Consider the following 20609-nt stretch of genomic DNA (forward strand, 5'->3'; position numbering starts at 1 on the left):
GACGACGAAGCCGCGCGCCATGCCTTCCGCGTGGCCAGCGGGCTCGATTCGATGGTGCTCGGCGAAGCGCAGATCCTCGGCCAGATGAAAGACGCCGTGCGCGCAGCCGAGACGGCCGGCGCGCTCGGCAGCACGCTGAACCAGCTGTTCCAGCGCTCCTTTGCCGTCGCCAAGGAGGTCCGCACCGCCACCGAGATCGGCGCGCACTCCATCAGCATGGCCGCCGCGGCGGTCCGGCTGGCCGGGCAACTCTTCGAAGATTTGCATCAAACGCGCGTGCTGTTCGTCGGCGCTGGCGAAATGATCGACCTTGCGGCCACGCATTTCGCAGCCAAGGAGCCCAAGTCGATCGCCATTGCCAACCGCACGCTCGAACGCGGCGAGAAGCTGGCCTCGCGCTTCGGCGGCGAGGCGATGCGGCTGGCCGACCTTCCCTCGCGGCTCGCCGAGTTCGACATTGTGGTGAGCTGCACCGCGAGCACGCTGCCGATCATCGGCCTGGGCGCCGTCGAGCGGGCGCTCAAGGCACGCAAGCACCGCCCGATGTTCATGGTCGACCTGGCCGTGCCGCGCGACATCGAGCCCGAGGTGAAGGCTCTGGAAGATATTTATCTCTACACCGTCGACGACCTCGCCCAGGTCGTGCAACAGGGCCAGGCCAACCGCCAGGCAGCGGTGGCACAGGCCGAAGTGATCATCGATGCCGGCGTGCAGAGCTTCATGCACTGGCTCGGCCAACGCGGCACCGTGCCGCTGATCCAGCAGCTCAACGCACAGGCCGACGAGTGGCGCGCCGCTGAAATGGCCCGTGCGCGCAAGCTGCTGGCCAAGGGCGAATCGGTCGATGCGGTGCTCGAAGCCATGTCGCGCGGGCTCACGCAGAAGATGATGCACGGTGCCATGGCCGAGCTGCACGCGGGCGATGCCGCCTCGCGCGAGCAGACGGCGCAGACGATCTCGCGCCTGTTCCTGCGCAAAGAGCGCAGCAGCACTGGCGGCTCTCGATGACCTGCAGCGCGGGCAATGCCTCCCGCTGGCGCTGCTCGTCAGCTTGGCGAACCGACCTGCGCCATCTACATTTCGCCATGCATCTGCCCAGCATCCTCTCCCAAATGTCAGCGCTCCAGCTCCTCTTGAGTGCTGCGCTCGCGATCTCGGCCATCGACACCGCGGTCGCTGCCGGCCCCGCATTTGTCGAAAAGTCATTGGGGTCGCAGACCGTGCGGCTGCCCGTACTTGCCGCGTTCCCTGCGGCCTGCGAAGAGAATCGGCCGCTCGCCGAGCGCGCAGCTTCCCTGGCGCCCAAGAGCTCGAACTTTGTCACCTGCTTTGTGCCAGCGGACAAGCTGATCCTGATTCGCGAGGGGAAGGTGGCCGATCTCTACCCCTATGTCACTGTCACCGTCGATCCACCTCATCCGAGTGGACCATTCACCTTGCGGGAGTTCCAGCAGTTGCGCCAGGCCACCCGCGCCAAGCTGGGAGAGCTCCGGTCAAAGTCCAACGACGCACAACGGCAACTGCAAACGCAGGACGCCAACATCGCCGCGCGCGGCGGCGACCTAAAGCGTGAAGACTACCAACAGCAGTTGTCCGGGTTCTTCGATGCCCCGGGGAAATTCGAGAGCTTTTCGTTCCTCGTGAACCGATCTGCCAAGGTATCGGAGGCTGGTGCGAGCACCACACTTTGCGAAATGAACGCTGTTACCACCATTCTGTATTCGGGTCGACTCCTGCGCGTCCTGGTGATTGATGACTGCAGCGGAGCGACTCCAGGCTTGCGCGCCCGGGAGATCACAGCCGCCTGGTTGACAGCGCTCTCGCGCCTGAATTCCGATCGCAATTGATCAGGATTTCGCGCACGAGCCGCAATGCATTGACGGACCGGGTCACCGCGAGACAACGCCCGAACATGACGACAACAGAGCCCTTGGTTCCGATCGTGCTTGCGCAAGACTCGTTTTCTTTCCCCTCCAAGAACCAACTGCCCTGCCGTCCGCGCCCCACGTCCAGCGTTCATTGATGCGGCTCGACCGCAATGGTTCTGTGAGGTTTTGAGTTTCGGGGCCGCCCCAGCGTGCACTTCGGGGACCGAGTTGCCCCTTGGTCTGGGTGATCAGTGAGATGCATACCTGGAATCAGAGGACTTGATGCTCTCGGCGCCGGAACTCATCCTCTGCGCCCTCCAACCTGTCACTACCGGGATTGATCGCAAGCCTCAGAAAAGGTTTCGAAGCGCCAGCAGGTGCACCAACAGCCAATTCGCCTGTTGGTCAACAAGCCGTTCATCAATCAATACCAGCACCGTTTGCCCGATCGCCAGTGTCGCTGAGTGCGTCGGACGATGCCACCAAGCGATGCTCTTGTGCGTAGGCTCGGACCAGCATTTCAACCGTGGAAGCCACGGAGCGATGTTCTCTCGCTGCGGCAAGCCTCAACAGCTGCTTGATGTCCGCGGACGTGCGGATAGTCACGGTCTCATCCTTCAGTCGTTTCATAGTCGCTTCGCCAAAGCCTTCTTGTGCCGCAAATGTACGGCACTCTTACGCAAAGATCGTTCCAGGAGACTGCCGTCGACAGGGCATGAGACCAGGGCCTTGCAGTGCATGTCGCGGATCGCTCTTGGCACCGGTTTCGCCCAGCCAGCCAAAAACATCGCATTCATCTTCAACCGCTTGGGCTGACTGAAAGGTATGAATGCAAAGCGATCAGCGCGATCCCGTCGCGGTCCACACGCGCCCCACCGGCTGCACGTATCAACGCGAACTGATGGCCATACGCCCCTTCAGCGCCGCAGCCCTGTACCAAGACCGCGACCCGCCTTCAATCGGCACGCGCTGCAACCGGGAGATTGCCATACCTGCAATGTTCGGATGTCACAGGGGGCGACGCGCTCTGGCGCGGTTCTACCCTTGCTGATCTACCTCGGAACAACCTTCCGCCAGTCGTGTTGCCGCCAACCCGCTGCATTCCCCCCGGATTGCCGTGAGCTCGCGCACGAAACCCAAGACACGAAGGGCACCGAGCTTGCAGCTCAACGCGTGCGCGGTAAGGAGGCATTCGAGTAGCCCTCCGGATCGTCGATCCACCGTTGAAGCGCACCGCGTGACCATCCACAAGCACGCCCTCCCAGATGCACAGGAGGCGGGAATTTTCCTTCCGCAATTCTTCGATACAAAGTAGCACGACTGAGCCCGGTGATACGTATCACTTCAGTCAGGCGAAAGAACGCGGGTACCACGATGGCCTGAGAGTCGACATCGTGGCGGGCAGCATGGTGTTCGACATGCATGACAGTTCCTCCAAGTGGAACCGAGCCTTCAAGCCGTACCCTGGCGCTTCGACGAAGGTCAACAATCTGGCTTGACGAGCCCGACAGAAGCAGAACGACACGCCTGGATCGGGTGAGAACGACTGTCTCACGCCATGGAGCAATTCAACGATTGCGATCCAGCAGGCAAGTCGCCCCTACGCCAAGAGACTTTCCCACATGGCATTCAGGCGAGCGTGCGACGTTGCCAAGCTGCGGTCAACTGGCAACTCTTACAGGTCTTTGTCCCGCCGCTGTCGGATGCAAAGGAAGGATCGAAGGCCTCCACGTAGAAGGTCTGCCTTCCTCCCGATGCGCAGAGAGACAGGTCAGCCCCTTTGAGCCAGAGCCTTCTCGATTTTCTTGTCGGTCTTATATTGGCTCAGCCCGTACACAGCCCAGATCGTCGCCGGCAGCCAGCCAATCAGCGTGATCTGGAGAATGAGGCAAATCACCCCGGCAATCGGCCTGCCTATGGTGAAGAATGTCAACCACGGCAGGATGAAAGCAATCAGCAAACGCACTTTTCTCACTCCTTCTTTGTTGGGCAGCCAACACGTCCCTTGAACATTCAGGCCTCGCGCCGATCGACGTCATGCGGTGCTGCTCTGCCATGAATTCTGAGTCACGGCGACACCTATTTCCTCGAATCTCAAGCCGTGCACCCGCAATGACCGACAGCTTGGGAGGCGACGCTCGCACTGATGAAGATCATAGTGTGAGGAGGCTCCAACCTCGGCTGTCGACACGAGTTCGATGTGAAGTGCTCTGGCCGTGCACCATTCATCCAGATAGCGGGGGAAGACACTTAATCCCTATGGCCCTGCCCCTCCATTCATTGTTGAGTCGTTGTCCCGGTGACATTGCCCCTTGACCTCACATCAACAAGAGCTGATTCTTCTATCGTGCGACGGCTCACCGAACGTGCGGCCCGCGCGATTTGGTATCCGCATGCTCCGCCACTCGGCTTCTCTCTGCCTCTCTCCAACGCTCGGCCATGCGCTGCGCGTCGGTCTGCACAGGAGGCATGCGCGCGACGAAACGCTCTACCTTGGCCGCCAGATCGGCTTCACCCTGTCTTCGCAAGAGCTCGGCCGTCGCCTGCCAGTCCGCCGCCACCTCCTGCCGGGTGCCCTGCATCGCCTCATTGCCCGCATCCAAGGTTCCCCGCCTCGACCAGAGAACCTGGAGCACGCTCTCGAACTTTGCACGCATGAAGGCCGAGGTCTTCGGCGGTCGATGCTTGGCCTGCTCGCCCGGCGGGAGCTCCCCAAACGTCCGAAGCGCGCGAAGTCGATGATGGATCGCATCTCTGTACGGCTTGCGGACCTGCCCTCGCACCTGACGCGGCGTCGCATTGGCCGCCACGCCCTGCTCGCGCATCAGCGCGGCGAACTGCTCCCGCCACTGCCGCAGCGTGTCCTTGCGGATGTACAGGCGCTTGCCGGGCTCGAACTCATGTTCGCACTTGACCACCAGATGCACGTGCGGGTGCGGCTGGTCGGTGTGCAGCACCATGGCGTAGCGGTGCTGCAACGCGAAGTTCTCGCGCGCGAACACGCGTGCTGCAGCCAGCACCTTCTGCGGCGGTGTGCCCGCCGGCATCGACAGCACGATGTTGTGGACGAGCTTGGCACGGGTGTCCTTCTGCCCCTCGGCCGGCTTGGGCTTGTACTGGCTCCTGCAAAGATCCAGTTGCCAGTCGGCCGTGATCTCCTTCGCTGCACCGCGGCCCTGCAGCGTCAGCCCTTCGTCGGTTTCCATCGGCAGCTTGCCGTGCCGGCCGATGTAGCCCAGGTGCGCCTCGACGCCGCCCGCATCCCGTCCACCGCCGGAGACCTTCACCATCACCTCGGGCGCACGCCCCACCGTGCGCTGGATCTGTGCGATCTGGTCGGCTCCGAAGCGCAGCGTGCCACTGGGCCCCCGTCGGCCATAGCTCACGATGTCCAAGGCCATGTCGCGCGATGCATCAGCCGAGCCGCGGCTGCTCCGGCCCAAGCGCACAGTCTGCTTAGGCATGGCCCATCTCGCTGCCGGTCTCCCAGCTGATGAGGTTCCGGCGCACGACGGCCGCCGTGGCTTCGCGTGCCACCTCGACTTCCCGCAGAACCAGCGCCATCGCATCGCCCAGGTCCGATGCCACCGGCGCCGCCAACGTGTTCGGCATGCCGAACCTTCGAAGCTGTCGCCCGAGCGCAGCCAGTTGTGCGCAGGTCACTCTGAGCTGGTCCAGCTCTTTCGGCGGCAGCACCGCCGAGCCGCGAACATGGTTGTGGATCAGCATGGACAGGTAGCTGCCAGTCTTCATCCCGCGGGCATCTGCCCGCTTTACAGCCAGCATCCGGTCGCCGGGACGAAGTCGCAGTGTGATGCGATCCGCTACGCCAAAGCCGCTTTCTGAATCGCCTGCGGACCGTGGTCCATCCGACCCGAGCGAGATTGCGCCATTGGTCTTGAGCACTTCGTCGACCATCTTCGCAAGCAGCCCCGACGCGTTGAGATGATGCCGCGCGGCCAGCGCGACGAAATACGCCCTCGCATCGGACGGCATCCGGGTACTGATCACGCAGCTTGATCGGGAGGTTTGGGCCATTGCAACGCCGTTGCAGTAAACAATGTCTGACGGCAGTCTATCCTGCCCTCATAGCCGTACAAGGACTTTGCCCTCGGAATTCCAGCGTCGAACTCCCTCGCCGTTTCGCCGCTCCCAGAGCGTTGCGGTCGATCGGTAGTTCGGAGCCTTCCATCGATGTTCGGCATGCCGAACATCGATGGAGCGAACTGGCACGGTCCAGTGGCAGCGAATTCACGAGCAAACCTCCAACTCAGTTTGCCCCCATAGCCACACAAGGACTTTGCCCTTGCCGTTTTGACGTCGTCCTGCGACCGCCGCGTTCAGGTTACCGAAACCGAAAATTCGTTCCGCTCGGAGAGAGTCCGCCCGCCCGATGCAAACATTTCCTCATGGCTCCATCAAGCAGAAGGCCTCCGCTGTTGCTGCCGTTCGAGAATTTCTCGGTGTTCGGCATGCCGAACACCGAGAAATAGAGCCTGACAGAGAGCTGAAACGGTACGTTGCGAATTCGCGGGAGAACCATCGAATGGGCATCCGCGTCGCCACACAGCGTGGCAAGGCCGCCAGGAACAGCCTACTCTCGCAGCGTGAACACCACTGAGAGGTAAGAGACCGGCTGTGTCTGAATGGACTCGATTCCATGCAGTGCGGTCGCATCGAACAGCAGTGAGTCCCCTTCCCTTACCTCCACGGTCCTGCCGCCATAGCGGTAGCTGACCTCCCCGGACAGAAAGTACAGGAACTTCAGCCCCGGATGCTGAAAGGTCACATAGGGATCGGCGCCGGGCAGCAGCGTGACCAGGTAGGGCTCGACGAACAAATTGCCCGACAGCAGGTGGCCCAGCAGCTCGTAGCGGTAGTCCGCCACCGCGCCAATGCGATCGACCAGGACACCATGTCCTGCACGCACATGGCAAAAGTCAGTGCGCCGCGCCTGATCACTGAAGAAACGCGAGGTTGGCACATGCAGCCCTTGCGCGAGGCGCTCCAACGTCTCCACCGAAGGCGAGACCAAACCGCGCTCAATGCGAGAAAGCATCGAGGCAGAAATCCCCGACGTCTTGGCCAGCTCGCCGCCTGACACCTCGGCCGCCATGCGCAGCGCCCTCACCTGCGCACCGATGCGAGCCGCAAACAGGCTGCGCACGACAGGTGCAGATTGCCTCTGGCGGACACGCGTCACCGAGACTGGCAGCCGCATAGGTCGGGCCGTTGGCAGAGGTGAGGCGACTTGTCGACGCGTCATTGGCTTCGTTGGCAGCGGTAAGAGCTTTGAATCTCGGCAACAGAGGCACCCCGCAGGAGGAGCGATGCATTGCGAAGTTGGAAACGCAGACTCATAACTCATTATGTACCATACAAGCGGGTGCATAAAGAAGTCCATGCAGCGAGATTCGTTGCATGCGATCGACGCAGGATCCCGCACTACTGAAAGCCTTTGCGGCCGAACTGAAGGCTCGGCGGGCGTTGCGTGGGTTTAATCAGGAAGAGCTTGGTTTTGCGTCGGGTCTCAATCGCACATTCATTGCCAAATTGGAGACGGCCACTACCAGCCCTTCATTGACCAGTCTCATCTTCTTGTGCAATGGACTCGAGGTAGAGCCGTCGGAACTCATGAGTTCCTTAATGAAGCGCTACAAGAAAGAGCTGCGGAACAAGTCGGCGGCCGAGTAGGAGATCTCGCTAATCATCCATGGCAATCGCTCCTCGGATTGAAGCCATCGTTGTAGATGCCGCTGACCGGCTCCGAGGTCAGAGCGCGTCGACGATCTGCTCCAAGGCCTGCTCAGCAGGTAAAGCGCAAAAGGGACAAGACTTTTCAGCCACTGCATTTCACCCGACCATCCGTTGGAACGACGCTCGATAGTCAATGGGCTCCAGATGAACCAAGTCTTCCAGGCTGCCCTTGAGGATGAAAAGCCTCGCTCCTCGCAAACGCAACCCTATCTCGCGGACCTTGGGACTGGCCCTCAATCTCTTCGAGCAGGGAGCGGATGGTGTTCCAGTCGCGTTCATATGCGAGCATTGGAAATGCTTCTCCATCTCGCTTTCCGTCGGCAGCGCCGGAACAATGACTTTGCCCATAGTGTCTGTTTCCCCTATCGCTCGACCACTTCTTGGGCGTCGCCGTCGTAGCGGTAGTGCACGATCTCGCCATTGATCAGGAGCTGGATCGCGAGTTCGATGCAAGGCAGCGGCGCGATGAACCACTCTCGCGGGGTATGGAGCTTTCCGGCCGAGTCGGCGACCTCCACTTCCAGGCAATACTTGCCGAAGAAAGCATGGAGCAGCGCCTCGAACTTTTGCGGGTTGAGGTTGTAGCACTGGTAGGCCGACACGACCTTCACAGCGGCCATCAAATAGGTCGGCTCCTGCTTGGCGTTTTTGATGCGGACCTCGACGGGTACGCTTGAAAAACCAATCTTGTATAGGTTCTGGATCGCCTTGATCTCAGGCTTCTCGCTGGCCGAGCTGAGCACGTAGACATAGCCAGTGGACTTGTCGTCCTCCTTGATGAGCTCGAGCTCTTCGAGAGCCTTGTCGTGGGAGTCGAGAATTCGCCGGCCCGCCGGGTCTTTGTAGAGCTCGGTCGCCAGGGACCGTAGCAGCATGTTCGACTCGGTGCCGTTCTCGAAGATGCACCGCAGCCGCGCGTTCACCTTCTTGTTCTTGAGCTCCTTTTCCCCGACCTCCGCGACATACGCGGTGACGCCGTTAAGGACAAAGAAGTGGCCGACCTTGATCTGCTGCTCGCCGGTGAAGGCGCGCATCTCGCGCACGCCAGCGGCCAGCTCCTCAAAGCACTGCGTGAACAGCGGCTCGAACTGCTCGAAGTCGTCGCAGGGCTTTCGCTGCGCGATCTTGTCCGGCATCGCGATGGTCGATGGAACGTGGCGCAAGTTGAAGATGCTTTCATCAGCGCCGCCCAGCAGCCCGAGGTCGTCGTCTTCAAAAATATCTTCCACCGACTCGACTGGAGGGCCAAGCAGTCCCAAAGAATCGAGTGGGCGCAGCGTCTCGGACTTCGACTTGCTCGCCCTGAATCCCGCCAGCCGGCTGTTGAGCTTGAACTCATGCATGTCGGCGTGCGTGGGCTGCGGCTCGCGCCCATACGTCTTGACGAAGTCCTCAATCTCTTTGAACGACGCCGCCAGCCGAACGTCCGCGGTCGTGGCTCCCGACCGAACTGGCTTCACTTTGAGTAGGTCTAGATCGTCGTCTTTGACGATCTTCAATAGGTCCTCAAGCTTCATACGCCCTGCTTCTGGCGCTGCACGCGGATATAGATGAGCGCCTCGCCCATCCGGGCTTCGAGCGCATCCGTAGCCTGGTGGCTTGGAGGCCGCCCGTGGATTTTGGTGAACTCCTTGATCTTTGGCCAGAGCAGAACCGCCTCTTCCGAGGTCATCACGATGCGCGTGGCCTCGATGGCCTCTTGAATCGTCTTCAAAACGCTGGCCGTCACCGACTTGGACAGGATTTCAAACGCCGCCTGGAAGGGGTTGATCTGATCGATCAGGTCGATGTGCAAGTCGTCGATGTTGACGAACTTGCCCGCCATCTTGATGAACCGCTGGTCGCCATCCTCCTTGAACTCGCCGCTCTTCAACACCGAGTCCGCGACGATGTGTTGGCGCACCGTCTCAACGTCTTCATCCGAGAGGTCGGGATAGCGAATCCTGATGATCTTGGGGATCAAGACCTTGTTGATGACCTCGGGGTCCACGTTGCCCGGCATTGCCTTGAGCATCGCGTCGTCTTGGAGGATGACCGCCTTCAAGTCATTGAGGTCGCCCTCGATGATGTCTTTGAGACGTTTCGACGATGGCTCTTTGAACCCGCTGATCTTGATCTCGCCAGGCCCGGCCTTGTCGTCCTCGGAGTGCTTGGTCTTGAACTTGAAGTTCGGGGCCAAGACTTGCTCCATCAGCAGCGAGCAAGTGATCGCCTTGAGCATGTTGTTCACGGCGAGCTTCACCAAATCGTCGTGCGCGTCGGGCTGGGCAATCAGGTTGGTGAACTGCGCATGCGACTTGTTCGGGCTGTCGCGCGTGCAGCGGCCAATGATCTGGATGATCTCAGTCAGAGACCCGCGATACCCGACGGTCAACGCGTGCTCGCAGAACGACCAATCGAAACCTTCCTTGGCCATGCCCAATGCAATGATCAGGTCCAAGTCATCAGGGGACTTGATGGTCCGCAGGTAGCCGACGATCTTGTCGCGAGCCTTAGGCTCATCGTGGACCAAGTCGGCAACTTTGAGTATCCTGCCATCGCTCTTGCGCTCAACCGTGATCACGCCCGTGTCGGGGTCTTGCCCCCTCACCGTCCCGATGGTGTCGAGGATGGTGTCCACCTCGTTGTATTTGTCTTGCGTGGACTCGCCGGAGCGCACGCTTGGGATGTGCAAGATCGTCTTCTTGTCGGTGTCGAGCACCTGTGCGATGGCCGACAGGTATTTGCGCTGGTAGAAGTGATACCCGATGCCCAGCGACTTGAGATAGGTGTAGCCGTTGAGCTGCTCGTAGTAGTTGTATGTGACCTTGACGAACTTGGCCTCATCCTCGGGCAGCAGCACCGGCACGCTGTCGCCGCGGAAGTAGGAGCCCGTCATCGCGATGACATGCGCCGTGGACTTCTGCATGACGCTGCGAAGCATGAAGCCGAGCTTGCTGTCCACGTCGGCCGAGACATGGTGGAACTCGTCGATGGCCAGGACGCAGTCGTTGAGCAGCTCTTCCTCGATGGCTTCGAATGCGAAGCGCAGCGTCGCGTGCGTGCAGACCAGAACTTCGCCAGCCCCCTCCAAAAAGTTCACGAATGCCTTGACTTTGCCTTGGTCGCCGCCGGGCGTGCAGAGGTTGTGCTCGGGTTGGACCACCCAGTCGGTGAAGAAGCCGTAATTGGAAAGCGGCGTCGAGGCGAACGACGATCCGATGGAGCGCTCCGGCACGGCGATGATGGCCTTGCGGACGCCTTGGCTCCTCAACTTGTCGAGAGCCAGGAACATCAGAGCTCGGCTCTTGCCAGAGGCCGGCGGCGCTTTGAGGAGCAGGTATTGCTCGTTGCGGGCCTCGTAGGCGCGGGCTTGCATCTCGCGCATGCCCATGTCATTGACCTTCGTGCTTTCGCCGGTCTGGGCGTAGGTCACTTCGACAATATTAGTCATGGGCTGCCTTCAGTTGCTTCTCGTATGCGGCGAACAGGAAACTCAGTCGCTCGGGATCGCTCTGGAATCCGTTCCTCTGGTAGGCCGCCTCAAAGTCCCGATCAAGCCTTTCGTGCGCGGCCTTCAGCGACGCAGGCATCTTCTCGGGGTCATACATCTCGGCGATGGTCAGCTCCGAGTGGGCTTCGCGCTCCGACAGGATGGTCAGCGCGTGCCCGGAAAGCCGCGTCGCCACAGCCTGGCTAAGCTTGGGCATCGGGAAGTTGTTGTAGGCGATGACGTTGGAATATCGGACTCGCGAATCGAGCGTTCCGCATGTCGCTTTGGTCCAGAGCAAGTGCATCCGCGTCGAGAGCATGGCGAAGATCGGCAAGCTGCCGTTGTAGACGACTTGCGCGGAATGAAGCGGGATCGATCCAGCGGGAAGCATGCCGACCTGCAGGTATTCCCGGCGCTCGGAGGTCGTGCAGGGGACCAAGATCATGTCGCCCGACGCGACCTTCCGATAGCGAAATTGATGGGAGCGATGGACCAAGGTGCGGGCGACATCGCCGCCCTTGACGCGAAAGGCCTTGACCGCATCGACGCGCTGCCGGATGCCGGGGATCGCCAGCGCTTCGTCGAGCTCGTCGTCCTCGATCCAAATACACCAGTTCTCCTCGCCGTAGAGAAACTCATTTCCGCCCGTCAAGCGTTTGAGGAATCGCTCCGCCTCTGGATAGCTCGCGACGAAATCGCGCTTTTCGTCGCGGTCCAGCTTCAGGTATCCACCCTCCAACGACATGTTGCCGACCACCATCTCCGGCAGCGATGCGATTGGGCTGTTTCGCTTCTCGACGATCACATCGTTGGCGTCGGTCAGATACGGGCTGATGTTGTTCACCTTTACGCGGTGCCCCTGCTGATACATCCACTTCGTCTGCATGTCGGCCCTCGCCAGACCGATGACTACACAGGTCACGCCCGCCGCGTTCTTTGCGTTGTTGCCCCACTTGAACGCTTCGACGGAGAAGGCAATGCCGACCCCGCATTCATAGATGCGCGGCCACAGCAGGGCCACTTGGTCGCCCTGGACAATCGAATTGGTCGTCACAAAGCCGCTGCGGGCCTGTGTCGCGCCTATGTATCGAGCGGCCAGCAAGAACCAGCAGGCGATGTAATCGAGATTCTTGTAGTTCGTAGAGCCCGCGAATGTCCTGGCGATGTCAGCCTTCTGCTGGGCGTCCTGCTTTTTGGAGCCCAGATACGGCGGGTTGCCCAAGATGTAGACCTCGTCGCCAGGCTCGGCGGGGCACACCTCGCGCCAATCCTCTTGAATCGCATTCCCGCACTTGATGTTGCCGCTCGGCTTCAAGGGCAGAAGCGAGGTGACGACGCCGAACTTTTTCATGAACGCCAAGTTCATCTGGTGCTCGGCCAGCCACATCGACAAGATCGCGATCTCGTGGGCGAAGTCGTCGAGCTCTACGCCATAGAACTGATTGAGCTGAAGGGCCGTGAGGCCGAAGTCGTTCTGCTTGTTGAGGACGCTGAGCTGGTTGAGGATTTCCATCTCCAGCTTGCGCAGTTCCTTGTAGGCGATGATCAAGAAATTGCCCGACCCGCACGCCGGGTCGAAGACCTTGATCTCGGTGATGCGGCGCTGCAGCTCTTGGAGCCTCTTGACGCTGGACTTCGCCTTCTCGAGCTCCTCGTAGAGCTCAGACAAAAACAACGGCTCGATGACCTTCATGATGTTGGCCTCCGAGGTGTAGTGCATGCCCATGTTTCCGCGCTGATCGACATCGACCACCGCTTGAAACATCGACCCGAAGATGTCGGGGCTGATCTCCGACCAATCCAAGTCGAGGCCGCACTGGATCATCAAGTCCCGCGAGCGCTTGGAAAATTCGGGAACCTCATGCTCCTCGGCGAACAGCCCACCGTTCACATAGGGGAAGCCCTTGAGGTAGGCGGGAGCGCTTTTCCGGTCCTCGGTGTTGAGCACCCTGAAAAGCTCTTGCAGATAGGCTTTGAGGTCGCTGCCGTCCTTGGCCGTGTGGGCTTGGATGCTGTTGCTAAACAGCTTCTCAGCGAATATCTCTGTGTCTTCGGCGAAGTAGCAAAAGAGGACTCGGGAGAGGAAGACATTCAGGCGATGGGAGTCCTCGCCATACAACGTGGGGTTGTCGAGCAATATGAGGTCATAAAGCTTCGCCATCTTCTCGGCAGCTTTGACATCCGCCGGGCTGTCAGACCTCTGCGTGGCCTTCTCCATGCCCGCCCAAGGCAGGAAGAAGTCGAAATGACTCGACAGGCTCACAAAGGGGATTTTTAGTGGGTCGCCGGTCTTGGCGTCAAATGCCGCCAGTTCGATGAAGTCAGTGGCGATGATGAAACGCGGCTTGTGCTTGGCGACCTCGTCAGCGGTTTTGGCCCGCTCCAACACCTCGTCGCAGTTCCCTGGGTCCGTGGCGATGAAGTAGACGTGGCTCTTCCACAGCACGACGCCTGCTTGCTTGGACAAGTTGTAGCCCGACGAGCCCGAAGTTTGAAGGCGGTTGATCGACGCCTTCGGCTTGCCATACGCAAGAAGCAAGTCGTAGATGAACGTGTCTTGCTTCGAGGTGAGCAAGACCTGTTTAACGTTCTGTTCAATCTGCGCAATGCTCATCCCGGCCCCATGTAAACGGGGGCCACGGCCCAATCAGCCCAGGCATCGCCTGCGGTCGAAAGTGCAGATGCCCCCAACGCTATTCTTGATTGCCAAGCCTGCAGGAGGCCTGCGAGCTCGGCTTGTGTTTGGACGCCGCGCCATCTTTCCCCCAACGCGTCCACAACATCCATCATAGAGCAGTCAAAACCGGCTTTTCGGCTCCAACCGTCCGGATTGGGCGCTCGCCGCGCGGAGGCGGCTGCCGGTGGCCCAGCCGTTAGGATTGATGCTCGCAAAATAGGCAAAACGCGTGCCGGTGCGAAGAGTTCAAGCATCGATCCAATTGGTAGGAGCAATGGTGGAATCAGTTCAGAGGAAGCTATATACCCGCATGAAACCTAAGCGTCCGAAGGAGTGTGACCATCAAGCGGAGGCGCCAAAAAGTGCCACGTCAGCTCACACGCACGCAGCTTGTCGAAAGCGGGCTGCCGTCGGCACGGTCAGTGCGCAGCATGCCGACTCACCCAAGTGCAGAAGTCCAGATGGGTACGGGGATGGGGAGAGCCAAGTGGCTCAATCCGCAGTCGATATGAAGTCTGAACGGGGCTAGCTGCATTCGCCATCCTGGCTGATGCAGAGTTGCCCGTCGCGGTCATCCGAGCATCGCGGGCCACATCCCTGCGCGCCCTCCTTCGGGTTCTCAGGCAGCGCGAATCCAGGCTTACCTAGCATCCCGCGCGGCTGCGCTTCGATCCAGTTCACAAACCGGCCGAGGAGAGGCGCGTTCGGCTGCCACTTATGCCCCTGCGTCCGATGCACCAGAGAGCGCAAACTCCGTGGCAACTCGATCGCATCCTTACCGAAGTATGTGTACTCGCGACCGATCAGCACGTTCTTGCCGCCAAGGTCCACATCCCGATTCCCGGGCCCGTGCACGCTTTGCCGCTGCTGCGGCCATGGTGGCGCCGAGTAATCGTAAATGCAATCGCCCCGCCTCCTGGCTCGACTCCGACTGGACATATCCGGGATCCGGTGCTTCCACTCCAAGGGCGCACGCCTATCGTATTCTTCCAACGTGATCGCTTCATCGACGCGCATCGCATAGATCATGTGGCCGGCTAATCCCGCAGCCGCCGAGCCTGTGCCCAGAATCCAATCACCGACGCGAGCGGTTCGGCGAATAGCTGGCTTGCAGATCGCCAGCGAGCACATGCCGTTGTAGGGGTTGGGAGCCGCTCCATCATCGACTCGAACAATGTACGAATAGAGCCTTGGGACTCTGTGGGCTTCCGACGCCGTCATATTCCGCCACTCCAAAAAAGAGATGGCGCTGATGCTACCTCCACGGACTCGCCCCTCCTGCCAAGCGGCGACCGACCTCCCAATAGCTCGCCGTCATCAATGAATTGACGCTCCGAGCAGCTACGTGCCTTGCGGCATCGAGCGACTCGACGATGCCACCTCGGATACCGGCATACCCGCTCGGCAAGGTCGCAGCGCTCGCCTTGGAGGAAGAAATTTCTTTCCTCATGACTTGATGTCCTCCGATTGATATCCGGCGAGGGTGTGCGATTGCAACGTGCCCACACTGCTCCCGGAATCGGTAATCAAGATCGGCAACGTTCCGGCAAAAGAGCTCGCCTGCACCACGCGCATCTCGCTTCCCCTTGCTGTCGCGAACTCCGTATCTGAAAGCATTTCCAACGTCTTCCCCGCAGCCAGGTCGTCCAGCAGATCCGCCCACAACTGGATCATCTTGCGCCGCTGATTCAAGAAAGTGGCGCGGTCATATGCGCTACCCAGTTCCTCATCGGAGCCATGCGCCAAATGCCGCTCAATCACCTCACGGTCGCACCCCAACAGCTCACGAATCAGGGTCCGGGCCGTGGCGCGGAACCCGTGGCCTGTGATCTGCTCCTTTGTGTCGTACCCCAGCGTGCGCAGCGCACTGTTGATGGTGTTGTCGCTCATGTAGCGCGTCTTCTCGGAACGCTTCGCCATGCTGCGGAAGATCGGTCCACTGGGACCAGTCAGCGAATGGATGTCGCGCAGGATTTCGACCGCCTGCGTCGGCAGCGGCACGAGATGAGCCGGCGTGCGCACATCGCGCTTCTTCCACTCCCGCAGCTTCATCTTCTCGGGCGGGCAACGCCACAGCGCCTGATCGAGATCCACATCTTCCCAGTGCGCCAACCGCAACTGACCAGGCCGCTGGAACAGCAAGGGCGAGAGCTGCAGCGCCGCACGCGTGATGACGTTGCCGTTGTAGGCATGCATGTCGCGAAGCAACTGACCGAGCTTCTGCGGGTCTGTGATGGCCGCATAGTGGCGAGTGCGAGGTGGAGGCAGGCCACCCGTGCGGCCGTTCACGAAGTTCCTGGCCGGATCCAGCGCGCCCACATCGACGGCGTACTGGAACACATGCTGCACCGCTTCGCGCACGCGCTGCGCCGTCTCCAGATTGCCGCGCTCCTTGATGCGGTGCAGACATCGGACCACCTCGGTCGGCAAGATGGCCTCCATGGCCAGCGCACCGACCCACGGGAAGATGTGCAGCTCCAGGTGGCGCATCACCTTCTCGGCATAGCTGGCCGACCATTCGCGGTCCTTCCGCGCCTGCGCATGCCAGGCGCGGGCGGTCAGCTCAAAGGTATTGAGGCGGGCAACGCGATCGCGCTCTTCCTCCACGCGCCTCGCCTCCCGTGGATCGACGCCATCGGCGCGCCTCTCGGCTTCGGCACGCGCCTTCCGGCGCGCGGCCGCAAGCGTCACCGCCGGGTAGTGCCCGATGCTGAGCTTGGCTTCCTTGCCATGCCGCTTGTAGCGATAGACCCACGCCTTGCCGGTCGGCCGCACGCGAAGGTAAAGACCGTCGCCGTCCGCCAGCAAATATTCCCTGTCACGCGGCGCTGCCGCCTTGATCTGAAGCTCGTTGAGTTGCCCCATGGTGTACCCAAAATCGACTGCGATTGAAAAGCAGTCTGGGGTACACCGTGGGGTACACGCAAGAACGGGATTTTGTGAGATTCGGTGATGCCGCTTGAGCCGCCTTTTCAGGCTAAGCCCTTGATCTACAAGGACTTTTGAGCTGACTTGGGATCTACCGAGAAAGAAAGATGGTGGCCTGGGGCGGAATCGAACCACCGACACGCGGATTTTCAATCCGCTGCTCTACCAACTGAGCTACCGGGCCATTGCATTTGTGTGCAGCCCTAAATTATACAGCGCTTCTGCGCCCTCTTGAAAGATCGACGCCAAGTTGTTTGAGCTTGCGGTAAAGATGGGTGCGTTCGAGGCCGGTTTTCTCGGCGACGCGAGTCATCGAACCGTTCTCCATCGCCAAGTGAAACTCGAAGTACGCCTTCTCGAAACCATCGCGCGCATCGCGCAGCGGGCGGTCGAGGTCGAAGCTCTGGGTCGATTGCGGGCCGGCGTCGACCACGGGCACGGACGCCAGCGAGGCCATCAGCAGGCTGTCGCCTGTCGTCGTGATGGCGGCTGCCTGGTTGCCGGTGACCGGCGCGGGCACCACGCCTGCCGCGGCGCGGCGTGCGCTCTCGCGCGCCAGGCCCTGCTCCACTGCCTTGAGCAGCTTCTGCATGGTGATGGGCTTCTCGAGGAAGGCGAAGGCGCCGATGCGCGTGGCGTCGACCGCGGTGTCGATGGTGGCGTGGCCGCTCATCATGATGACGGGCATGCTCAGCAGGCCCGCGGTGGACCACTCCTTGAGCAGCGTGACGCCGTCGGTGTCGGGCATCCAGATGTCGAGCAGCACGAGATCGGGCCGTGCGCGCTGGCGCGCAGCGCGGGCTTCGGCGGCGTTTTCCGCGAGCTCCACGTTGTGGCCTTCGTCATTGAGAATTTCGAAGAGCAGGTCCCGGATGCCCAGCTCGTCATCGACCACGAGAATGTTTGCCATGAGTGCTGCTTGTTGTTTGCGCTGGTGTCTGCAATGTATTGAGGGTCCGCTGGCCCATCCATCGCCTGTGCGACGACGGAGATTCGTGCGGCTCAGGCGGCGGAAGACTTCGAATCTTCGGTGTGAGCGACCGCTGCCCGCGGCTCGCCTGCCAGCGCGAATGATAGCGAGACTTGTGCCCCTGCTACAGCCCCATCGACGACGCGGTTGGAAAGCTCGATGCGCGCGCCGTGTTCGTCCGCGATTTTCTTCACGACGGCAAGGCCCAAACCAGTACCTTTTGTTTTCGTGGTTACGTATGGTTCGAAGGCGCGCTTCAAAATATTTTCGGCAAAACCCGGGCCGCTGTCCTGCACCGTCAGGCGCACGCGCTGCCCCGAATCGCCGAGCCGCGTGCGGATGACGACCTCGCCCGCCTTGCCCGTGCCGCTGGCGGCAGCTTCGGCGGCGTCCTGCGCGTTCTGCAACAGGTTGTGTATGACCTGGCGGATCTGCTGCGCGTCGCCCCGGATGGGCGGGCAGCGCTCGTCGAGTTCGGAGCGCAGCGTGATCGGCAGGCTCTCGGCGTTGTAGAGCTGGAGCACGTCGGTCAGCAAGGCGTTGAGGTCCACCGGCTTGAGGTCGGCCGCGGGCAGGCGCGCGTAGTCGCGGAATTCGTTCACCAGCCGCTTCATCGCATCGACCTGGTCGACGATGGTCTTCACCGACTTCACGAGCACGGCCTGTTCGGGCGGCGGGACCTTGCCCGAGAGCTTCATCTCGAGCCGCTCGGCCGAGAGCTGGATCGGCGTGAGCGGATTCTTGATTTCGTGCGCGAGGCGGCGCGCCACTTCGCCCCAGGCCTGCGCGCGCTGGGCCGAGACGATTTCGGAGATGTCGTCGAACACCAGCAGCCGCGCGGCGCCGGGCAGTTCCGCGCCGCGCGCGACGATGTTGATGGCGCTGTCCTGCTGCGGCAGGTCGGTGCCGGAGGCGTGCAACTCGAAGGCGTGCTGCCAGTGGTCGAGGCCGTGCTGCATGCGCTCGACGAGAAAGTCGTCGAACTGCTGCTGCACCTTGGCACCGAACTCGGCCAGGCCCGGCACATCGACGAGCGCCCGGCCCTCGTAGGCCGCGAGCGGCGCGCGCAGCACACGGGTCGCGCCCGGATTGGTAGACAACACGGTGCCCTTGGCGTCGAGCACGATCACGCCCGATGTCAGGTTGTCGAGAATGGTCTGCAAGTTGGCGCGCGCAGCGTCGAGCTGGCCCATGGTCTTCTCGACCGCGCCGCGGGCGTCGGCCAGTTGCTGCGTCATGACGGCGAACGAGCGCGTAAGGCCGCCGAGTTCGTCCTTGCCCTGCAGCACGGCGGTGGGCCGCAGGTCGCCGGCCGCCACCTGGCGCACGCCGTCTGCCAGCACGAGCAGCGGCCGCGCGAGCTGATTGCCGAACAGCACGGCCAGCAGCACCGCACCGAACACGGCGAGGAACAGGCTCAGCGTGAGCGTGCCGATGTACATGCGACGCAGGCCCTCGCGCGCGAGCGCCCGCTCCTGGTATTCGCGGTTGGCCTCCTGCACGGCGAGCGCGTTGGCGACCACGGCCGGCGGCAGCGGCCGCGTGACCTGCAGATAGCGCGGCGCGGTGTCGAAGTCGAAGCCCGGCCTCTGCACCATGGCGAGCGCACGCACGCTCGCGACTGGCGGGGTTGCGCCTGGCGCGGCTGTTTCGTCCAGCCCCTCGACGTGCGCGACGGCGCGCTCGGGGCGGACCTGGCGGAACTGCTGCACGGTTGGCCGCTCGGGGTTGAGCTGAAAACGCGAGGAGCCGGCGCTGGCCACGAGTTGCCCGTTGCCGGTCCACAGGATCACGTCGGTGGCCTCAAGCTGATCGCGGATGCGTTCCAGCACCAGGCCCGCGCTCGTGTCGGGCACTTGCGCCAGTTGCGCGCTGGCGCTGCGCGTCTTGGCAGCGAGGTCGTCGGACAGCGAATCGAGCGTGGCGCGCCCCAGGTTGAGGCCAGCATCGAGCGCGCCCTCGACCTTCACGTCGAACCAGCTCTCGATGGAGCGCGCAACAAACTGATAAGACACCACGTAGACCAGCGCCCCGGGCACCACGCCCACCAGCGCGAAGATGGCCGCCAGCTTGATGAGCAATCGGCTGCCGAACTTGCCCTGCCGCAGCCGCCGCAGCAAGCGGAAGGCAACCCAGCCGATCACCAGCACCAGCAGCACCGCCACCACGACGTTGATGCCGAACAGGCGCACGTAGTAGCGCTCGTACAGTGCGCGGTTGTTGGTGGCCTGCGCCAGCAGGAACATCAGCACCAGGCCGATGGCCGTGACCAGCGCGGCGCCGACACCAATGGCCCAGCGCGTGGCCCGCGCGCGGCGCGCGGCCGGCGTGGCCGCTGCGCCGCTGCGCCCGGAAGTGCTCACTTCTGCTTCTCCAGCGGGAGCTTGGCCGTGCGTTCGGCGGCGATGTTCCAGTCGGCCTGCCCGACCACGCCGATCTGGAACGGGCGCGGCAGCTGCGAGGTGTCGAGCCGGAAGCGGAAAGTGACCTGGTGCTGCGGGTCGTCGCCGATCTCGGCCACATCGCCCAGCCGCAGGCGGCCGATGCGCTTGATGGCGTCGAGCGCATCACCGAGGGTGTCGAAGTTCTGGTTCAGCGAGATGCCCAGGCCGGCCGCGCCGGTCATCGGCGCCGCCGACACATTGAGTCGCCAGCGCCGCGTGAGCGGCTGGTAGGCCAGCCGCATGTGGCGCGCGACCTGGGCGACCTTGCGATCGGTCCAGTACCAGCGCTCCTGGTAGAGCTCGGCCTCGGCCACGAAATAGATGGCGATGCCCTTGTCGAGCACCTCCTCCACCAAGGAGGGCAGCTCGAACTGCACGGCAGCGCTGAAGTAGACGCCGTCGTCGGACTGCTCGAGGCGCATCTGGGTGATCGACGTGCCGTTGCGGCCCTGGGCGGCCGCCGGGGCCGGCAGCAGCAGGACCATCCACATTG

The 20609-nt window shown here is 61.9% G+C and carries 17 protein-coding genes, 1 tRNA gene and 1 pseudogene; 3 read left to right on the forward strand and 16 right to left on the reverse strand.

Annotated elements, in window-relative coordinates; genetic code table 11:
- Nucleotides 1–1008: glutamyl-tRNA reductase (gene hemA / locus BLW48_RS33945; RefSeq protein WP_093180075.1), on the forward strand; the 1008-nt coding region annotated here is incomplete at its 5' end.
- 77 nt (nucleotides 1009–1085) lie between these two features.
- Nucleotides 1086–1847, forward strand: a complete 762-nt coding sequence (locus BLW48_RS33950) for a hypothetical protein (protein WP_093180076.1) — start codon at nucleotides 1086–1088, stop codon at nucleotides 1845–1847.
- 441 nt (nucleotides 1848–2288) lie between these two features.
- Here BLW48_RS33950 and BLW48_RS33955 read toward each other — a convergent pair whose 3' ends face one another.
- The 6 genes from BLW48_RS33955 to BLW48_RS33980 all read right to left on the reverse strand — a co-directional run bounded on the left by BLW48_RS33955 (nucleotide 2289) and on the right by BLW48_RS33980 (nucleotide 7035).
- Nucleotides 2289–2498 carry a hypothetical protein gene (locus BLW48_RS33955; protein WP_093180078.1) on the reverse strand — a complete coding sequence of 70 codons (210 nt, stop codon included), beginning with the start codon at nucleotides 2496–2498 and terminating at the stop codon, nucleotides 2289–2291.
- Nucleotides 2499–3034: 536 nt separating this feature from the next.
- Nucleotides 3035–3292 (reverse strand): helix-turn-helix transcriptional regulator, encoded by a 258-nt coding sequence (locus BLW48_RS33960; RefSeq protein ID WP_093180080.1) that lies wholly within the window; start codon nucleotides 3290–3292, stop codon nucleotides 3035–3037.
- 347 nt (nucleotides 3293–3639) lie between these two features.
- A complete protein-coding gene (locus tag BLW48_RS33965) occupies nucleotides 3640–3834 on the reverse strand; it encodes a YqaE/Pmp3 family membrane protein (RefSeq protein ID WP_093180081.1) in 195 nt (64 codons plus the stop codon).
- 391 nt (nucleotides 3835–4225) lie between these two features.
- Nucleotides 4226–5269: a relaxase/mobilization nuclease domain-containing protein gene (locus BLW48_RS33970; protein WP_256331067.1), complete on the reverse strand. Its 1044-nt coding sequence runs from the start codon at nucleotides 5267–5269 to the stop codon at nucleotides 4226–4228.
- A gap of 55 nt (nucleotides 5270–5324) precedes the next feature.
- Nucleotides 5325–5906 (reverse strand): hypothetical protein, encoded by a 582-nt coding sequence (locus tag BLW48_RS35985; protein ID WP_256331068.1) that lies wholly within the window; start codon nucleotides 5904–5906, stop codon nucleotides 5325–5327.
- A 556-nt stretch (nucleotides 5907–6462) separates the two neighbouring features.
- Nucleotides 6463–7035, reverse strand: coding sequence for a helix-turn-helix domain-containing protein (locus tag BLW48_RS33980; protein WP_093180085.1), 573 nt, complete (start codon nucleotides 7033–7035; stop codon nucleotides 6463–6465).
- A 254-nt stretch (nucleotides 7036–7289) separates the two neighbouring features.
- Between BLW48_RS33980 and BLW48_RS33985 the strand changes: the two genes are divergently transcribed.
- Nucleotides 7290–7562: a helix-turn-helix domain-containing protein gene (locus BLW48_RS33985; protein ID WP_093180086.1), complete on the forward strand. Its 273-nt coding sequence runs from the start codon at nucleotides 7290–7292 to the stop codon at nucleotides 7560–7562.
- Between the two features lie 425 nt (nucleotides 7563–7987).
- On the opposite strand, the gene BLW48_RS33995 is transcribed toward BLW48_RS33985, so the two are convergent.
- From BLW48_RS33995 to BLW48_RS34040, 10 genes and pseudogenes are all read right to left on the reverse strand, one after another.
- Nucleotides 7988–9142 (reverse strand): GIY-YIG nuclease family protein, encoded by a 1155-nt coding sequence (locus BLW48_RS33995; RefSeq protein ID WP_093180089.1) that lies wholly within the window; start codon nucleotides 9140–9142, stop codon nucleotides 7988–7990.
- Nucleotides 9139–11058, reverse strand: a complete 1920-nt coding sequence (locus BLW48_RS34000; protein ID WP_093180090.1) for a DEAD/DEAH box helicase — start codon at nucleotides 11056–11058, stop codon at nucleotides 9139–9141. The genes BLW48_RS33995 and BLW48_RS34000 overlap by 4 nt, the downstream gene beginning before the upstream one ends.
- Nucleotides 11051–13711 (reverse strand): class I SAM-dependent DNA methyltransferase, encoded by a 2661-nt coding sequence (locus BLW48_RS34005; RefSeq protein ID WP_093180092.1) that lies wholly within the window; start codon nucleotides 13709–13711, stop codon nucleotides 11051–11053. Before BLW48_RS34005 ends, BLW48_RS34000 begins: the two co-directional genes overlap by 8 nt.
- Nucleotides 13712–14299: 588 nt before the next feature.
- Nucleotides 14300–14995, reverse strand: a complete 696-nt coding sequence (locus BLW48_RS36125) for an Nmad2 family putative nucleotide modification protein (protein WP_177142506.1) — start codon at nucleotides 14993–14995, stop codon at nucleotides 14300–14302.
- Nucleotides 14996–15056: 61 nt separating this feature from the next.
- Nucleotides 15057–15224, reverse strand: a pseudogene (locus BLW48_RS35990) (DUF1016 domain-containing protein); the annotation flags it as partial.
- Nucleotides 15221–16639: a tyrosine-type recombinase/integrase gene (locus BLW48_RS34020; RefSeq protein WP_093180096.1), complete on the reverse strand. Its 1419-nt coding sequence runs from the start codon at nucleotides 16637–16639 to the stop codon at nucleotides 15221–15223. The pseudogene BLW48_RS35990 and the gene BLW48_RS34020, both read right to left, overlap by 4 nt.
- A gap of 171 nt (nucleotides 16640–16810) precedes the next feature.
- Nucleotides 16811–16886, reverse strand: a tRNA-Phe gene (locus BLW48_RS34025).
- Between the two features lie 24 nt (nucleotides 16887–16910).
- Entirely contained in the window at nucleotides 16911–17612 is a 702-nt protein-coding gene (locus tag BLW48_RS34030; protein ID WP_093057187.1) for a response regulator, read from the reverse strand.
- Between the two features lie 92 nt (nucleotides 17613–17704).
- Complete coding sequence (locus tag BLW48_RS34035; protein ID WP_093180098.1) at nucleotides 17705–20035, reverse strand: sensor histidine kinase; 2331 nt, start codon at nucleotides 20033–20035, stop codon at nucleotides 17705–17707.
- On the reverse strand, nucleotides 20032–20607 hold the full coding sequence (locus BLW48_RS34040) for a DUF4390 domain-containing protein (RefSeq protein ID WP_371127394.1): 576 nt from the start codon (nucleotides 20605–20607) through the stop codon (nucleotides 20032–20034). The genes BLW48_RS34035 and BLW48_RS34040 overlap by 4 nt, the downstream gene beginning before the upstream one ends.
- Nucleotides 20608–20609: the final 2 nt, after the last annotated feature.

It is taken from the genome of Variovorax sp. YR266 (genome assembly GCF_900107295.1).
Lineage (GTDB): Bacteria > Pseudomonadota > Gammaproteobacteria > Burkholderiales > Burkholderiaceae_C > Variovorax.

Excerpts from the sequence above, each read along its gene's own strand:
- BLW48_RS33950 (WP_093180076.1), top strand. The coding sequence starts at position 1,086 with ATGCATCTGCCCAGCATCCTCTCCCAAATGTCAGCGCTCCAGCTCCTC.
- BLW48_RS33955 (WP_093180078.1), bottom strand. The coding sequence starts at position 2,498 with ATGAAACGACTGAAGGATGAGACCGTGACTATCCGCACGTCCGCGGAC.
- BLW48_RS33960 (WP_093180080.1), bottom strand. The coding sequence starts at position 3,292 with ATGCATGTCGAACACCATGCTGCCCGCCACGATGTCGACTCTCAGGCC.
- BLW48_RS33970 (WP_256331067.1), bottom strand. The coding sequence starts at position 5,269 with ATGGCCTTGGACATCGTGAGCTATGGCCGACGGGGGCCCAGTGGCACG.
- BLW48_RS35985 (WP_256331068.1), bottom strand. The coding sequence starts at position 5,906 with ATGGCCCAAACCTCCCGATCAAGCTGCGTGATCAGTACCCGGATGCCG.
- BLW48_RS33985 (WP_093180086.1), top strand. The coding sequence starts at position 7,290 with ATGCGATCGACGCAGGATCCCGCACTACTGAAAGCCTTTGCGGCCGAA.
- BLW48_RS33995 (WP_093180089.1), bottom strand. The coding sequence starts at position 9,142 with ATGAAGCTTGAGGACCTATTGAAGATCGTCAAAGACGACGATCTAGAC.
- BLW48_RS34000 (WP_093180090.1), bottom strand. The coding sequence starts at position 11,058 with ATGACTAATATTGTCGAAGTGACCTACGCCCAGACCGGCGAAAGCACG.
- BLW48_RS34005 (WP_093180092.1), bottom strand. The coding sequence starts at position 13,711 with ATGAGCATTGCGCAGATTGAACAGAACGTTAAACAGGTCTTGCTCACC.
- BLW48_RS36125 (WP_177142506.1), bottom strand. The coding sequence starts at position 14,995 with ATGACGGCGTCGGAAGCCCACAGAGTCCCAAGGCTCTATTCGTACATT.
- BLW48_RS34020 (WP_093180096.1), bottom strand. The coding sequence starts at position 16,639 with ATGGGGCAACTCAACGAGCTTCAGATCAAGGCGGCAGCGCCGCGTGAC.
- BLW48_RS34030 (WP_093057187.1), bottom strand. The coding sequence starts at position 17,612 with ATGGCAAACATTCTCGTGGTCGATGACGAGCTGGGCATCCGGGACCTG.
- BLW48_RS34040 (WP_371127394.1), bottom strand. The coding sequence starts at position 20,607 with ATGTGGATGGTCCTGCTGCTGCCGGCCCCGGCGGCCGCCCAGGGCCGC.